Source organism: Kitasatospora sp. NPDC101155 (assembly GCF_044768305.1).
Taxonomy (GTDB): Bacteria; Actinomycetota; Actinomycetes; order Streptomycetales; family Streptomycetaceae; genus Kitasatospora.
Genome location: NZ_JBIWPN010000016.1, coordinates 106,591 through 121,954, shown reverse-complemented (window position 1 = coordinate 121,954; position 15,364 = coordinate 106,591). Strand labels below are relative to the sequence as shown.

Annotated in this window: 14 protein-coding genes and 2 pseudogenes; 9 read left to right on the top strand and 7 right to left on the bottom strand. The window is 73.3% G+C overall.

Features of this window, described 5'->3' with window-relative positions:
- Positions 1-3 precede the first annotated feature (3 nt).
- The 4 genes from ACIRYZ_RS24805 to ACIRYZ_RS24790 are packed head-to-tail and all read left to right on the top strand — an operon-like array spanning position 4 to position 2,506.
- Positions 4-219, top strand: a complete 216-nt coding sequence (locus ACIRYZ_RS24805) for an MbtH family protein (RefSeq protein WP_402947725.1) — start codon at positions 4-6, stop codon at positions 217-219.
- Positions 220-230: 11 nt separating this feature from the next.
- Complete coding sequence (locus ACIRYZ_RS24800; protein ID WP_402947722.1) at positions 231-1,493, top strand: cytochrome P450; 1,263 nt, start codon at positions 231-233, stop codon at positions 1,491-1,493.
- A gap of 30 nt (positions 1,494-1,523) precedes the next feature.
- Positions 1,524-2,273 (top strand): SRPBCC domain-containing protein, encoded by a 750-nt coding sequence (locus tag ACIRYZ_RS24795; protein ID WP_402947719.1) that lies wholly within the window; start codon positions 1,524-1,526, stop codon positions 2,271-2,273.
- 8 nt (positions 2,274-2,281) lie between these two features.
- Positions 2,282-2,506, top strand: a complete 225-nt coding sequence (locus tag ACIRYZ_RS24790) for a hypothetical protein (protein ID WP_402947716.1) — start codon at positions 2,282-2,284, stop codon at positions 2,504-2,506.
- Positions 2,507-2,601: 95 nt separating this feature from the next.
- Here the strand turns inward: ACIRYZ_RS24790 and ACIRYZ_RS24785 are convergent, their stop codons facing one another.
- Positions 2,602-4,083 (bottom strand): PucR family transcriptional regulator, encoded by a 1,482-nt coding sequence (locus ACIRYZ_RS24785; protein ID WP_402947713.1) that lies wholly within the window; start codon positions 4,081-4,083, stop codon positions 2,602-2,604.
- Between ACIRYZ_RS24785 and ACIRYZ_RS24780 the strand changes: the two are divergent.
- Positions 4,000-4,445 (top strand): annotated as a pseudogene (locus tag ACIRYZ_RS24780) (ABC transporter ATP-binding protein); the annotation flags it as partial. The gene ACIRYZ_RS24785 and the pseudogene ACIRYZ_RS24780 overlap by 84 nt on opposite strands.
- Positions 4,446-5,056 (top strand): annotated as a pseudogene (locus tag ACIRYZ_RS24775) (ABC transporter permease); the annotation flags it as partial.
- Between the two features lie 49 nt (positions 5,057-5,105).
- Here ACIRYZ_RS24775 and ACIRYZ_RS24770 read toward each other — a convergent pair.
- The 3 genes from ACIRYZ_RS24770 to ACIRYZ_RS24760 all read right to left on the bottom strand — a co-directional run bounded on the left by ACIRYZ_RS24770 (position 5,106) and on the right by ACIRYZ_RS24760 (position 8,719).
- Positions 5,106-7,427 (bottom strand): SAM-dependent methyltransferase, encoded by a 2,322-nt coding sequence (locus ACIRYZ_RS24770; protein ID WP_402947710.1) that lies wholly within the window; start codon positions 7,425-7,427, stop codon positions 5,106-5,108.
- A gap of 15 nt (positions 7,428-7,442) precedes the next feature.
- Positions 7,443-7,862, bottom strand: a complete 420-nt coding sequence (locus ACIRYZ_RS24765) for a hypothetical protein (protein WP_402947707.1) — start codon at positions 7,860-7,862, stop codon at positions 7,443-7,445.
- Positions 7,863-7,975: 113 nt separating this feature from the next.
- Positions 7,976-8,719 carry a TetR/AcrR family transcriptional regulator gene (locus ACIRYZ_RS24760; RefSeq protein WP_402947705.1) on the bottom strand — a complete coding sequence of 248 codons (744 nt, stop codon included), beginning with the start codon at positions 8,717-8,719 and terminating at the stop codon, positions 7,976-7,978.
- A 143-nt stretch (positions 8,720-8,862) separates the two neighbouring features.
- Here ACIRYZ_RS24760 and ACIRYZ_RS24755 point away from each other — a divergent pair, with 143 nt between their 5' ends.
- The 3 genes from ACIRYZ_RS24755 (at position 8,863) to ACIRYZ_RS24745 (ending at position 12,278) form a co-directional block, all read left to right on the top strand.
- On the top strand, positions 8,863-9,486 hold the full coding sequence (locus ACIRYZ_RS24755; protein ID WP_402947702.1) for an NADPH-dependent FMN reductase: 624 nt from the start codon (positions 8,863-8,865) through the stop codon (positions 9,484-9,486).
- A gap of 119 nt (positions 9,487-9,605) precedes the next feature.
- The gene (locus tag ACIRYZ_RS24750; RefSeq protein ID WP_402947699.1) at positions 9,606-11,162 is read left to right on the top strand and encodes a DHA2 family efflux MFS transporter permease subunit; all 1,557 of its coding nucleotides are present in this window, start codon (positions 9,606-9,608) and stop codon (positions 11,160-11,162) included.
- 270 nt (positions 11,163-11,432) lie between these two features.
- Entirely contained in the window at positions 11,433-12,278 is an 846-nt protein-coding gene (locus ACIRYZ_RS24745; RefSeq protein ID WP_402947696.1) for an alpha/beta fold hydrolase, read from the top strand.
- A 267-nt stretch (positions 12,279-12,545) separates the two neighbouring features.
- Here ACIRYZ_RS24745 and ACIRYZ_RS24740 read toward each other — a convergent pair whose 3' ends face one another.
- The 3 genes from ACIRYZ_RS24740 to ACIRYZ_RS24730 all read right to left on the bottom strand — a co-directional run bounded on the left by ACIRYZ_RS24740 (position 12,546) and on the right by ACIRYZ_RS24730 (position 15,261).
- Positions 12,546-13,700, bottom strand: a complete 1,155-nt coding sequence (locus tag ACIRYZ_RS24740; protein ID WP_402947694.1) for a thioesterase domain-containing protein — start codon at positions 13,698-13,700, stop codon at positions 12,546-12,548.
- 152 nt (positions 13,701-13,852) lie between these two features.
- Positions 13,853-14,326 (bottom strand): nucleoside deaminase, encoded by a 474-nt coding sequence (locus ACIRYZ_RS24735; RefSeq protein WP_402947691.1) that lies wholly within the window; start codon positions 14,324-14,326, stop codon positions 13,853-13,855.
- Positions 14,327-14,412: 86 nt separating this feature from the next.
- On the bottom strand, positions 14,413-15,261 hold the full coding sequence (locus tag ACIRYZ_RS24730) for a universal stress protein (protein ID WP_402947688.1): 849 nt from the start codon (positions 15,259-15,261) through the stop codon (positions 14,413-14,415).
- Positions 15,262-15,364 lie beyond the last annotated feature (103 nt).

Below are 15,364 nucleotides of genomic sequence, written 5' to 3'. Positions count from 1 at the left end.
CCCATGACCAACCCCTTCGACGACCAGGACGGCACCTTCCTCGTGCTCGTCAACCCGGAGAACCAGCACTCGCTGTGGCCCCAGTTCGCGGACGTCCCCGAGGGCTGGACCGTCGCCCACGGTCCCGACACCCACGCCGCCTGCCTGGAGTACGTCGAGCGGTCCTGGACCGATATGCGGCCCCAGAGCCTCATCGACGCCATGGACGCCAAGCGGTAGCGCGGCTCGTAGTGAATCTGACCGAAACCACGGACGCGGCCCGCCCCACGGCGGGCCCGGCCGGGCCGTCCGACGACCTCGCCGCGGCGCTGCTCACACCCGAGGCCCGCCGGGACCCGTACCCGTTCTACGCCCGCATGCGGCGCGAGAGCCCTGTCCACCGCAGTGCCCAGGGCATCTGGTACCTCACCCGGTACGCCGACGTCGAGGCGGCCCTGGGCGACCTGCGACTGTCCAACGACCGGGACCGGATGACCGCCGCCTTCGGCGCGCAGGGCGGCAACCTCAAGGCCCTCAGTCGGCTCACCGACAGGCTCGGCCGGGTGATGACCAACACCGACCCGCCGGACCACGCCCGGCTGCGCAAGCTCGCCAACCGGGCGTTCACCGCCCGGCGTGTCGAGGCGCTGCGCGACGGCATCCAGCGGATCGTCGACCAGCTGGTCGACCGGGCCGTCGAGGCCGGGCCGACCATGGACCTGATCGACGCGGTCGCCTCCCCGCTGCCGCTGTCCGTCGTCTGCGAGCTGTTCGGCATCCCGCCCGAGGACCGCCTCCAGGTCAAGGCCTGGTTCCGATGCTTCGGACGGCTGACGGAGGACATCGCCAAGACCGAGGCGGCGATCGACCAGTACGAGGAGTACCTTGCCCGGCTGGTCCGCCGACGCCGGGCCGACCCGGGCGACGACCTGATCAGCGCCCTGGTCGCCACCCAGGCGCAGGACGACCGGCTCACCGACTCCGAGCTGCTGTCCACCTGCTTCGTCCTGATCACCGCAGGCGACGAAACCACCACCAGCCTGATCGGCAACGGCACGCTCGCCCTGCTGCGCCACCCCGACCAACTGGCCAGACTGCGCGAGGAGCCGGCCCTGATCCGCACCGCCGTCGAGGAACTGGCCCGCTACGACACGCCGACCCAGGCAATCGTCCGGGTCGTCGCCGAGGACCTGGAGATCGGCGGGCGGACACTGCGCGAGGGAGAGCTCGTCTACCCGTTCCTCGCCGCGGCCAACCGCGATCCCGAGCGCTTCGAGGACCCCGACCGGCTCGACCTGAGCCGCCCCGGCAACCGGCACCTGACCTTCGGCAACGGCCCGCACTTCTGCCTGGGCGGCCCGCTGGCCAAGCTCCAGGCCGAGGTGGCCATCGGCACGCTGGTCCGACGGCTCCCGCACCTGCGGCTGGCCGACGAGGCCGCCGACGGGGCGGCGCTCGACTGGCGGCCCAACCCGCTGCAACGGCGGCTCAGCGCCCTCCCGCTCACCTACTGACACCTGAACGACGACGAAGGAGAACTGACCATGGCCCGAGAGTTCGAGGTCCGGCGGGAGCAGGAGCTGCCCGCCACGCCGGAGCAGGTCTGGGACGCGGTCGCCACCGGCGCCGGCAACCTCGGCTGGCTGTACCCCATGGAGGTCGAGCCGCACGTCGGCGGAAAGGTGACCCGGGGTGCGGGCACCGTCGTGGCGTGGGAGCCACCGCACCACTTCGCCGTCCGGGCGACCCAGGACGGCGGGTTCTCCAACACGCTCAGCTACCACATCGAGCCGGCCACCGACGGAACGAGCCATCTGCGGATGGGAATCCACTGGGTGCACACGGGCGTCGTCGACGACACCTGGAACTGGGACACCAAGTCCGACGCGGCCGAGAAGCACGTCGACTTCTACCAGCACGGCCTCGCCGAGTACCTGCGTCACTTCGCCGGCCGCCCCGCCGTCTACGTCAAGGCCCAGTGTCCCGAACCCACCGCGGACCCGGCCGGCTTCGCCGCCCTGCGCCGCCGCCTCGGCCTCGCCGAGGACGCGGCCGTCGGCGACCGGCTCCGGCTCCACACCCCCGGTCCGGACGGCGGCCCGGAGGATGTGGTCGTGGACTGGCTCAGCGCCGACTTCATCGGCCTGCGCGGCCCCGACGCCCTCTACCGGTTCTTCAACGGCAGCACCTGGAACGTGCCGATCTGGCTGGGCCACCACCTGTTCGCCGGGGACACGAACGAGCAGCAGGCCACCAAGGCGTGGAACGCCTGGCTCAACGACACCCAGGCCTAGGATCACCGATGGAAGCTTCGATGGAGACCTCGATGGAAACCTCGATGGAAACACTGCTCTACGCCGCCGAAGTCGTCGAGGAGAACGGCAGGTACACGCTCGTCGTCCAGGACGTGGCGCGGGACACCGTCCAGACCATCCCGGTCCCCAAGTCCATGGTGGACAAGCTCCCGACCTTCCTCTCGGCGCTCAGCGCCAAGCTCAACCCCGCACCGTCGCGCGGCCGCTGGTAGCCCTGCGTCGGCACCGTGAGGCCGGTGCCGGACCCGGTCGGTACCTCGACCGGGTCCGGCGCGGCGGTGAATCGGCAACGGTCGACGGGCAGCGGTCAGCCGTGCCGGGGCACGGCCGGTTCCCGGTCGGGGAAGGCGGCGAGCAGGGCCAGCCAGAGCTGGAAGCGGTCCTGCATGGACTGCAGCGACCGGCCGGTGAGGCGCTCGATCTGGTCCAGCCGGTAGCGGACGGTGTTCCGGTGGACGTACAGCCGGTCGGCGACCGTCTGCACCGAGCAGTCCGCCGCCAGGTAGGCGTGCAGGGTCGTGACGAGGTCGGCGTTGTTGCTCTCGTCGAACCGGGTGAGCGGGCGCAGCACTTCGGTGGCGAGCTGCTTCAACGGCAGGTCGGGGCTGGAGAGCAGCAGCCGCGGCAGGTTGAGCGGGTCGCCGGAGTGGATGCCGGGGCCTCTGGTGAGCGCGGCCTGGGCTTCGAACCAGCTCCAGCGCAGGCCGTCGACGCCCCGGTAGCAGCCGCCGATCCCGACCGAGGCGCGGGTGTCGAGGCCGGACAGCGCGGTGCCGAACCGCCGGGCCAGCTTGTCCACGGACGCGTTCTGCGGGAGTACCGCCACGAGGTACCGGCCGACCACGGCGGTGAGCACCGGCTCGGGGGAGTCGGGGTGGCCCGCCGTCAGCCAGGGCAGCCGGGCCAGGCGGCGGTCCGCCGCCGGCCCTTCGCCCTCCGGTGCCGGGCAGCCCAGGACGACCCGGTGGGCCGCCGTGGTGTCGAGCCCGAACGCGGCGAGCCTGCGCTCGGCGGCGGCCGGTGCGATCACGTCCCGCACGATGTCCTCCACGACCTGGCTGACCAGCTCCCGCCGTCCGGCCAGATGGGCCTGACGGCGGGTCAGCTCCAGACCGACCAGCCGGACCGCGTACGGGAGCACGTCCGCCGCCCGCCCGGCCGACCGCAGGCACAGGTACGCCGCGACCATCCCGTCCACCTGCACCGGCAGGCGCAGCGGACCGGCCTGACCGGGCCCGTCCGGGGACTCCAGCTCGGCCGCCCGGACCTCCTCGACCAGTGCACCGGCCCGCTCCGGGGCGGCGGCGAGCAGCGAGCCGTGGCGGTCGACCACGGCGACCTCGGAGCCGCAGGCGTGCCGCAGCACCCGCAGCAGCGCGGTCAGGCCCTCACCGGTCAGCAGGGCCTGGACCAGCAGGTCGTGCTGATCGACCAGCCGCCGTTGGGCGCTGTGGTCCTCGGCCGCGATCCGTTCGGCGACCAGGCGGTTCACCGCGATGAAGGGCGTCTCGTACGGCACCTCCAGCACCGCCAGGCCCAGCCGTTCGGCCTCGGCCACCGTCGCCCTCGGGACGGTGGGGTGGCTCAGCCCGGTGCCGAAGCCCAGCCCGGACGCGCCGGCGGCGGCCACCCGTCGCACGAAGGCGCTCTGTGCGGCGGCGGTCCGCTGCCGCAGGCCTGTGGTGAGGAGCAGCTCGCCGTCCTGCTGGGCGGAGTCGAGGTCACCGGTCTCGCGCCGTTCGGCCGGGACGTCAACACGGTGTTCCAGGACTACGCGCTCTTCCCGCACATGACGATCGAGCAGAACGTCGGCTACGGCCTGATGGTGCGCCGGGTGCCCAAGGCCGAGCGGGCGGAGCGGGTGCGCGCGGCGCTCGCGATGGTCCGGCTCGACGGCTTCGAGCGGCGTCGACCGGCCCAGCTCTCCGGCGGCCAGCGCCAGCGGGTGGCCCTGGCCAGGGCGTTGGTGAACGCCCGAAGGTGCTGCTCCTCGACGAGCCGCTCGGTGCGCTCGACCTGAAGCTCCGGCACGAGATGCAGGCGGAGCTCAAGCGGATCCAGCGCGAGGTCGGGATCACCTTCGTGTTCGTCACCCACGACCAGGACGAGGCGCTGACGATGAGCGACCGGGTCGCGGTGTTCAACGCGGGCGACGCCGTGGTGGCGTTCCCGATGGCCTTCTACATGGCCCGGATCGCCCGGCCGCGGACCCGCAAGCTCCTGGTGGTCGCGGTGCTGACCCCGCTCTGGGCCGGTTACCTGGTCAAGGTGTACGCCTGGCGGGTCATCTTCAGCCAGGGCGGGGTGCTCGACCGGCTCGGCGCCCCGTTCGGACTGGCCAGCCCCGGGTACGGCACGGCGGCGGTCATCGCCGTCCTCGCCTACCTGTGGCTGCCGTACATGATCCTGCCGGTCTACGCGGGGCTGGAGAACCTGCCGGCCAACCTCCTCGACGCCTCGGCCGATCTGGGCGCCTCCGCCGGGCGGACCCTCCGCTCGGTGGTCCTGCCGCTGATCAGGCCCGCGCCTTGCTGGCTGGCGGGCTGCTGGCGTTCGCGCTCTCCTTCGACGAGATCGTGGTGACCACCTTCACCGCCGGGCCCGGCGTCCAGACCCTGCCCGTCTGGATCTACGCCAACCTGGCGCGGCCCAACCAGGCCCCCGTGGTCAACGTCGTGGCGGCGGTCCTGATGCTGCTCTCGGTGGTCCCGGTGTACCTGGCCCAGCGGCTGTCCTCGGACACGCCCGGAGGGCGGCTGTAGCCGATCGTCGGGCGGCCGCCGGCCGGGCCGTCCTTCTGAGTGTCGGCGCCTACCGTCCGTCCTCCCACAGGGCGCGCTCGACGGTGCGCAGGGCGGTGGCCGACTGCTCCCAGCCGTGCCACCAGAACAGCCCGCCGTCCTGGCTCGCCCCGGCGGCGAGTGCCGTCAGCCCGGCCCACGGGCCGGCCGGGATACCGAACTGCGGCCGGGCGGCGAGGCGTTGGGCGGCCTCGGCGTCGACCGGGACCATGCCGATCAGCGGGAACGGTGTGCCGTCCGTGGTTCGTCCGGTGCCGTGGAGCATCGGGTGCAGGGTGATCGGGTCGAGCAGCAGGGTGAGGTCGGCGCCGGGTACCGGGTCCGGGCCGTCCTGCCAGCTGAGGCGGCGGCCGTTCGACTCGGCCTTGGGGACGGGTTGTCCGTCGAGTGTGACGCCGTCCTCCGCGACCCGCAGCTGCGCGCCGCCCGGCCGTGACGGCAGCCGCAGCCGGTAGGTCCCGTACAGGCGCGGGGGAGCGTCCGGCGCCGCACGGTCGAACGGGACGGTGAGGCCGTCCACCTCGAAGCCCGCCGGTCCGATCACCACCGCCGCGGTGGCGGGTTCGCCGTCGACGGTGACGCGCAGACGCGGGGCCGAGCCGAGGGCGTCGGGTGCGACGTCCACGCGCACGCCCCCGGACCGGTAGGCGCCGACCAGGTCGGCGAGCGGCGGGACCTCCGGCAGCGGGTACTCGGTCAGGCGCACCGCGCGCCCCACGGTGCCGATCAGCCGGCGCCGCCCGTCGCGGCCGAACTCCGTCCGCAGTTCACCACCGACTCCGGAACCGGCACCGCCGCTGCCGTCCGCCCCGCGCCAGCGCAGCACGCCGTGCTCGTAGCGCGGGTCGGCGACCCGGCGGCCGTTGACGTAGACCCGGTGCCGGGGCGGGTCGGTCGCCCGGCCCAGGAGGTAGACGGAGAGTTCGCCGTCCGGCGTGCCGTACAGGCCCGTCCACGGGTAGAGGGCTCCGGCGAGGACCGAGTCGAGGTCGCGCCGCAGGGATTTCCGGTCCGCCGCGCCGTCCCGCAGCAGCCTGCGCGCCTCGGACTTGCGGGTGAGCAGGGTACGCAGCCGTCGCGCCGCCTCCGGCGTGGGCCGCCGGCGGACTCCTCGGGCGGCGGCCTGCAGGGCCAGGTCCTCGCGACGGGCCAGCAGGGCGCGTTCGGCCTCGCCGAGTTCCGGCGGGGCCCAGTCCGCCACGGCGGCGGCGGGCTCCCGGACGTAGCGTTCGCGCAGGACGCTGTCCTCGCCGAGGGCGAGGACGAATCGGGCGCCGGGCGTGTCCTGCTGCCAGTGGAAGCCGGCCGGGATGCGGAAGTCGGTGAAGCCGTCGAGGGCGGCGAGTTCGCGCGGTCCGTACTCATCGATGATCCGCAGGGGGCCGTCGGGCGGGCGGACACTCTGGCCGGGCTTGAGCAGGCCGAGGCGTTCGAGCGCCTGCGGGTCGGCCGGGGCGGCGACGGCGGGCGGCAGGTACCAGGTGGAGGCGCTGGTGACGGTGCGCTGAACGGCAGGGTCGCGCAGGGCGGCGACGGTGTGGTGGGCGGTGACGGGGTCGAGGCCCCGGTAGCGGGCACCGATGTAGTTCACCACGGTGTGGTCCGGGCCGTAGACCTCCTCCAGCCGGTCCAGCAGGACGGGCAGGTGGCGGTTGGTGAACCCGGCGCGCTGGTAGTCGAGTTCGCCGACGACGCCGACCTGCCAGAGCACCAGGTTCAGGCCCGGGTCGATGCGTCGGCCCCGGATCAGCAGGTCGGAGGCCTCGAAGGTCTGCATGCCGGGGCTGCTCGGGTCCACCCCGAGGTCGGCGCAGAGCACGTCCAGGGCGCTGATGCCCGGCCGCATCACGGCGGTGTGGCCCTCGCGGCGGGCGATGCGGACAGCGCGGTGGCTGGAGAGGACGAAGACGCCCGGGTGGCCGTAGAAGACCGCCGCCACCCGCCGCCCGGCGCGGACGAAGTGAAGAACCGCTTCGGTCATCTGTATGTACGTCAGATAGCGGTCCTTGGCGTCGTCGTAGAGGACGCTGAGGTCGTAGGCGTCCGGGCGCCAGGCGTTGATGCGGACAACGGTGGCGGGGTCGGCCACGCAGTGGAAGACGTGGTCGGCCTCGCGGAGCAGCTGCTCGTCGGCCCGGGTGAAGCCGGCGGCCTCGATGCCGGAGCCGAGGACGGTCAACTCGCCCTTGGGCTCGGCGGGTTCACCGGTCGGTGGCCCGGCCGAGGCGATGGCCCGGGACAGTTCGGCCCAGCGGGCCTCGTGCTCCTGGCGCGAGGGGAAGCGGTCGAAGGGGCGGGTGTAGCGGTGCGCGGAGCGGCGGTCGGAGTCCATGTGGCGGCGCTGGCCTCAGACCGTGTCCGCGGTGTCGGTGAAGTCGACGACCATCTGGGTGCTCTGCGGCGGCAACGGGTCCACCAGGACCGGGGGGTCGAGCTGGACGTAGGTCTGGATGATCTGCGGCGTGGGCTCCGCCAGGACGGGTGCGTCGAGCTCGAAGTCGATCTGGGTGATCTGCGGGGAGGGCTCCATCTGGCTGATCTGCGGGGTGGGCGGCATCAGGATCGGGGCGTCGAACTCGAAGACGCCCAGGGTGCTCTGCGGCGGGGCCGTGAGCATCGGAGCCCCGGCCGCGAGAATCGCCGGGGACGGGAAGTCGGCGTCATCGCCGTCCAGGAGGAGGTCGACGTCCACGTCGATGTCCATGATGTCGACGTCCACGACGTCGACGGGCAGGCTGCTTGCGGTCAGGGCGATCACGGCGGTCACTCGTCCCCTCGGGGCCACGGGCGGAGGCGAGTTCATGCTACTGAACGGATGTTCGGCCGGACAGGGGTCGGAGCGGCGGGCGGGCGTTCACGGCCGCCCCCGGGTGGCCGGTGTCAGATGCCCAGGCGGGTGGCGATGCCGTCGAGGACGCAGTCGAGGCCGGTCTCGAACTGCCAGTCCTGGTCGTCCTTGCGGGTGCCCTCGCGGAGGTAGTGCTGGTAGGCGGGGTAGCGGCCGGTGTTGATCAGCCAGGACATCCGCGAGGCCAGGCCGGCGCGGGTCTCGTCGCCGTCGGCCCAGCCGTGCTCGCGCTGCAGCGCCAGGAGGGCGATCTCGGCGGAGACCGAGCCGCGGACGTAGCCGGTGACGGTGCGGAACACCGCCATGGTGGTGTCGGCGTCCAGGCCGTGTCCGGCGAGGGCGGTGAACGCGCGCTCGGGGACGGCCAGTTGGTTGGGGGTGAGGGCGGAGGCGGCGGCCCGGGCGGTCCACGGGTGAGCCAGGCTCATCGCGCGCAGCTGGACGGCCAGGGTGCGCATGGTGTCGCGCCAGTCGGTGGCGGGGGCGTCCAGGGGGAGACGGCCGTAGACGAAGTCGACCATCAGTTCGATGAGTTCGTCCTTGCCGGACACGTACCGGTAGGCGGCCATCGGGGCGACGCCGAGCGCGGTGGCCAGGCGGCGCATGGTGACGGCGTCCAGGCCTTCGGCGTCGGCGATGGCGACGGCGGCCTCGGCGATCCGGTGCGGGGTGAGGGTGGTGCGCGGGGCGGGGGCCGGGCGGTCGAGGCGCTCCCAGAGCGAGGTCTGGGGCTTGGCCTGGTCGTCGTCCCCGGTGGGGGCCTGCGGGGCGGGCATGGCGGTGGGCTCCTTCCGGCCGGCTGTCGGCCCACCGTACCACTCCGAGCGTACGACGTATCTGTAGTAGACGTCGTACGCGTCGATGTGTACGTTGTATCCATCTGATACGTCGTACACATCGACTCGGAGGGGGACCCCCCATGTCCAACGACCAGCAGCAGGCGCGGCCCGGGCAGGCACAGGAGCAGCTGCGGGTGGCCGTACTTGTCGGCAGCACCCGCGACGGCCGGTTCGCGCCGGTCGTCACCGACTGGCTGCTCGGCCACCTCGGTTCCCGCGCCGACATGGCCGCCGACCTCGTCGACCTGGTCGACACCCCGCTGCCCACCACCTTCCCGTCCTTCGGCGGCGAACTCGACCCGGTCGACGCTGAGTTGCTCGCGGCCGTCTCGCCCCGCCTGGAGGCCGCCGATGCCTTCGTGATCGTCACGCCCGAGTACAACCACAGCTTCCCGGCTCCGCTGAAGAACGCCATCGACTGGCACAACCGCCAGTGGCACGGCAAGCCGGTCGCCTTCGTCTCCTACGGCGGGCTCTCCGGCGGCCTCCGCGCGGTGGAGCAACTGCGGGTGGTGCTCGCCGAGTTGAACGCCACGACGATCCGCAACACGGTCAGCTTCCACGGCGCCGCGCAGCGCTTCGACGCCGACGGCAAGGCCCTCGACCCGGCGGCCGACGCCGCCGCCAAGACCATGCTCGACCAGCTGGCCTGGTGGGCGCAGGCCCTGCGCGAGGCCCGGCGCGCCCGCCCGTTCGCGGCCTGACCAGGGCACCGGTACCGGCACCGGGCAGCCAGGCAAACCGGCAGCCAGGCAAACGGGCAGCCAGGCAAACCGACAGACGAACAGGCGGACTACTGGAACACGGGAAAGGCGGACCAACCATGGTGACGGAACCGGCCGAGGGGCGCCCCAGGCCGCCGCTTCTCGGCATCCTCGGGCTGATGCTCGGCTTCTTCCTCTCCGTACTCGACGGGCAGATCATCGGCACGGCTCTGCCGACCGTCGTCGGCGACCTCGGCGGGCTGGACCACCTCTCCTGGGCGGTCACCGGGTACCTGCTCACCTCCGCCGCCGCCACCCCGCTCTGGGGCCGACTCGGTGACCTGTACGGGCGCAAGGGCGCGTACCAGTGGGCGGTGGTGGTGTTCCTGGCCGGCTCGGTGCTCTCCGGGCTGTCGCGTGACATCGCCGAACTGATCGCCTTCCGCGCGCTCCAGGGGGTCGGGGCCGGCGGGCTGATGGTCGGCGCGCTCTCGGTGATCGGGGTGATCGTCCCGGCCACCGACCGGGGGCGGGTGCAGGCGGTGGTCGGGGTCCTGATGCCGGTCGCCTTCGTCGGCGGGCCGCTGCTGGGCGGCTTCCTGACCGACCGGCTGAACTGGCGCTGGGCGTTCTACGTCAACCTGCCGGTCGGCCTGCTCGCCCTGGTGGCGGTCGCGCTCGGGGTACGGCTGCGGACGGAACGCGTCCGCGCCCCCTTCGACTGGGCGGGCCTCGTCCTGCTGACCACCGGCATCGTCGGGCTCACCCTGATCGGCAGCTGGGGCGGTGTGACATACGCCTGGACCTCGCCGTGGATCCTCGGCACGGGGGCCGTCGCGGTGGTCGCGCTCGCCTGGTTCGCCCGGGTGGAACGGCGGGTCCCCGGACCGCTGGTGCCGCCCGCGCTGTTCCGCAACCGCAACTTCACCGTGGCCCAGGTGCTGGGCTTCCTCATCGGTGCGGTGATGGTCGCCCTGGCCGGCTACCTGCCGCAGTACCTCCAGTTCGTCCAGGGTGCCACGCCGACCACCGGCGGCCTTCTGCTGCTGCCGCTGATGCTCGGCATGGTCGGCTCCCAGCTCGTCACCGCCAAGCTGATGAGCCGCACCGGCGGCGAGCGGCGCTACCCGCTGACCGGCGGCGCCATCGCCCTGACCGGAGCGGCCCTGCTGCTGCTCCTCGGTACCGGCACGCCGCGGGTGGTCGCCTCCGGGCTCACCGCGGTCGCCGGGGTGGGGATCGGGCTGGTCATGCAGAGCACCCTGCTGACCTCGATGGGCGCCGTCCCGCCACGGGACATGGGCGCCGCGATGGGGGTCGTCACCCTGGTGCGCAGTATCGGCGGCTCGCTGGGCATGGCGGTGCTCGGCGCGGTCTACACGGCCCGGATGGCGGACACCCTCACCGAGCGGCTCGGCGCCGAGCCGGCCGCCCGGCTCACCGGTGGCGGCGGGCTCACCCCGGCGTCGCTCACCGGCCTGCCGGCCGGCGTCCGCGACGCGGTCGGGGAGGCGGTCACCGATGGCCTGCACGGCGCGGTGGCGGGAGCGGTCGTGCTGGCGGCCCTCGCCACGGCGGTCGCCTGCCTGGCCCGGCCGAACCCGACGCCGGATCAGGAGTCGATGTCGGCCCCCGGCCCGGCCCCGGAGCCCGAGTCGGCGAAGACGACGGCGTAGCGTTGTGACGGCTCGACCAGCGTCGAGAGCAGCCGACCGATGTGCGGCGGCGGGCGCACGGGGGAGCACGCCTGGGCCGTGCCGGGCGCCATGGTCACGGTGAACAGCACGGCCAGGGCGCCAAGGGGGGCTGGTACCGGTAAGGGCCGTTGATCGAGTGATCGGTGTTCCTCCGATCCGCCGAGGAAGCCGTCACTGTAGGTGACTCCCGTCGTCGCCACTGGAAGCGGATCGACGCGGCCTGGAGGGTGGAAGCCATTCCCTGCGAGGATGCGGCTCGTGCCTTGTTTCACCTCGTATGACGGAACCAGGTTGTTCTACTCGGTTGCCGGGAGTGGCCCAGCGCTGGTCTGCCTGGCGGGCGGACCGGGGGCGGACGTTCGCGATCTCGGCGATCTCGGAGGTCTGGATCGCCACCGCACTCTGGTACTGCTGGATGCCCGTGCCGCCGGGCGGTCTGAGGTTCCTGCGGACCGTGGCAGCTGCGCCTTCACCGAGCAGGGCCGGGATGTGGAAGAACTGCGCCGACACCTGGGCATGGAGCGCATGGACTTGCTCGCCCACTCTGCCGGCACCCTGACAGCTCAGGCGTTTGCGGCCTGCTACCCGGAGCGGTTGGGGAAACTGATATTGGTCACGCCTGCCGGCCTGGTCGCCCGGGAGGTGGATGAGGCTGAGGTGGCCGTCATTCGGGAACGGCGTGCCGGCGAGCCGGGAAGTGCTGAGGCACTGGCGGCCGGGGCGTTGCCGTGGAGCTACGGTGCCTGGTCGGAGGCGACGCGAAGGCACCACGAGGCCGAGGCCGACTATCCGCAGCCGCCTTCGTGGCTGCGCGAGACCTTCTATGTGAGCCCTGTCTCCGCAGCGGCTGCCGCAGCTGAAGTTGCCCGCCGCGCTGCTGTGCTCAGCCCGGTGCTGGTGGTTGCCGGTGCCGAGGACGGCGTGACGGGCAGCGCGCCGACACGGCTCGTCGCGTCCTGCTACCCGGTCGCCCGGTTGGAGGTGCTGTCCGGATGCGGGCACTGGCCCTGGGTCGACACACCGGCGGAGTTCTGCGACCTGGTGGCCGGTTTCCTGGGCAGCCGGGAGGACGTTGAGGCCGGCGGGCGTCGCTGAACAGGTGGCTGCCAGTGCTGACGTCCGATCCGTCCACTGGGCGTCAGTTGCTGTCGACTGTGGTTGCCGGGGTGCAGTGCTTCCAGGTTCCTCCGGCCTCCGCCGCGGTCGCATCGGCGTGGACGAAGTGGTAGCCGGGCATCCCGGCGACCACGGGGGTCGGGGCCTGGAGGACAGCCCCGGCACCCTCTGCAACCACACCTTGTGCGGGGCCGTCCGCCTTCGGTGACTCCGGACCGGATGCTGAATGACCGGTGTGGGCGGCCTTCAGCGGCGGGGCAGCAACGACTCCCACACGTCGCGTTCGGCGGTGGCCGACCAGACCACGTCGCCGTGGCCGTAGCCCGGCACCACCCGGTAGTCCACCCGGGCGCCGCCCCGGCGGATGAGGCGGGCACCGAGGTCGTGGTCCCCGCGTCCGAACTCGGCGTTCACCCAGACCACCTCGGCTCGGATCGCCGCCCAGTCGATCCGGTGGACCTCCGTCAGACCGGCCCAGACGGCCGCCAGGTCGCGCAGCAGCGCGGTCGGCTGGAGTCCGCTGCCGAGGCGGCCGATCGCCTCCGTCCAGACGGCGAGCGGGCTGTGCTCCAGGGCGAAGCGGTCCTCCCCGGGGGTGGTGCCGAAGGCGTAGGTGCCGCTGCTGTGTCCCCGGTGGTGGATCCAGCTCGCGGGCCCGGGCAGGTCCCGGGTGTGGGTCAGGGCGTAGTGCAGCAGGCCGAGGTTGCTGAACTGCCCCGCTCCGTCCACCGGCCGTGGTACCCCGCTCGGGGCGTCCGGGGCGGTGGTGGCGCGGGCGAACAGGCCCTTGAGACCGGGGTCGACGGTCCAGACGCCCGCCTCCAGCTGCTGCTGGAACAGGCGGGTCAGCGCCTCGGCCTTCGCGACCAGCTCCGGTTCCGTCTCCGGGTCGTAGGGACCGGTGGTGTCGAGGACGAGCACCCGCCGCAGGGCCTCGCCCCGGTTCCGGGCGGCGGTGGCCAGGGCGAGCGCGGCCCCGGCCGAGTGGCCGAGCAGCTCGTAGGGCAGGGCGGTGAGGGACTCGACGGCGGCAACGACCCGTTCGAGGTCCGTGCGGTGCCCGTCCAGGCCCCAGTCGGCGCACTGCGGCCCGATCCGGTCGGGCGTCAGCGCGTCCTCGGGCGGGGTGGTGCCGATGACCAGGTACCCGTGGTCGGCGAGGAAGTGCGCGAGGCTCCGGCCCTGCGCGGTGCAGTAGTCGGCGGCGACGTTGAGTCCGCCGCCCGGCAGCAGGTGGACCACCCGGCGCGCCGCGCCGTCGTCGCCGAGGACGTCGACGGTGAACCGGCCCCTGTGCCGGTCCGGGACGGCCAGCCGACGGTGACCCGGACCGATGTCCACCACCGCCCGGTCGCCGCAGCCGAGTGCCGCCCCCAACTCCCTGACGACATCCGTGCCCATCGCTGTCCCTCCCCGTGCCCTGCCGTCCGCGACGTCGAACAGTCTGCCGCATGGCCGCGGTCCGCTCCGGGGCCGGTAACCCCCGTTGGGCGCCCGGCCCCTGGCCGGGTACCGGGCCACGGTGCGGTGCCGCGACCGTGCGGCCTCGCGGTTCACCCCCAGTACCCCGTGTGCACCGCCGCGGCTTCCTCGTACAGGTGCGGCCCCGAGACCTCCACGGAGCTGCCGCCGGCCGCGAAGACCTGGCGGCACGGCAGGTGGAGCACCGGCTCCTCCGGATCCATGCCCGCGATGACGTTCAGGTCGGTCGCGGCGAGCGCGTAGACGACCCGGCGGATGCCGCTCCAGAAGATCGCGCCGGCGCACATCGCGCAGGGCTCGGTGCTGGAGTACAGGGTGGCCTTGGCGAGCTGCGCCGGGGCCAGAGCGCGGGAGGCCTGCCGGACCAGGTTGGTCTCCGCGTGGGCGGTGACGTCGTGGTCGGTGAGCACGGTGTTCTCGGCCGTGAGCAGGACGCCCCCGTCGGGGTCGGTCAGCAGCGCGCCGAAGGGGTGGTTGCCGTGCGCTCGGGCGGAGGCCGCGAGATCGATGGCCGCGAGCAGGTGGGCGCGGGTGTGATCGGCCATGACGTACTCCTCAGGGGTGGGCCCAACGGCGGGCCGAACGGTGGGCTTGCGAAGCGGGAGGCATCGGGGAGGTCATTTCGCCCGGATCAGCCGTACGGGACGACGGCGACCGGGCAGTGCACGTGGTGGATCGCCGCGTGTGCCACCGGGCCGAGGTGGTGGTGGCGCAGCGGCAGGTGCCGGGTGCGGCGGCCGACGACGAGCAGCCGGGCCGTCGCCGCCGAGTCGACCAGCTCGACGGCGGCCTTGCCCCGGACCAGCTCGTCCGTCACCTCCACCTCGGGGTGACGGGCCCGCCAGGGCTCCAGCGCCTCGGCGAGGCCGGTCCGCTCGACGGCGGAGACCTCACCCTCCAGCCCGCCGATCGCGCCGTAGGACATGTACTCGCTGCCGGCCGGCGGGCTCCAGACGTGGACGACCCGCAGCGGCGCCGAGCGGAGCGCGGCGGCCTCGAAGGCGAAGGCCAGCACCTCCTCCGCCGGGTGCGCCAGGTCGAGGCCGACCGTCACGGGACCGGTCGGCTCGCTCTCGTGGGCCCGGACCAGCACCACCGGGCAGGCCGACCGGCGCAGCACCTCCTGGCTCACCGAACCGGTCAGGAAGCCGCGTACGGTGCCCAGCCCGCGCGAGCCGAGCACCAGCACGGCCGCCGTCCGCGAGGAGGCCTCCAGCGCCTCCACCGGATCGGCGGCCACGGCCTCGGAGGAGATCGGCACCCCGGGCACCAGAGCGCGCAACCCGGCCTCGCGGTCGGCCAGGTGCGCCAGCGCGCGGTGGTAGGTCTGGTCGCTGCCCACCACGTCCCGCTTCGGCCAGGGCCAGGCCTGGAGGACTTCGAGGCCGAGCCCGCGACGCTGCGCCTCCAGCGCCGCCCACTCGGTGGCGGCGAGGCTCTCGGGCGAGCCGTCGAAGCCGACGACAACGGGTCCGGTCACGGCGTACTCCTCGATTCCGCGGCGCGTCGACGGCCGTCCCCGGCCGCCGGGGCCGCCTCGGGTTGCCGCCCCAGTATCCGCGCTGGCCGAGACCGGCGCCTGT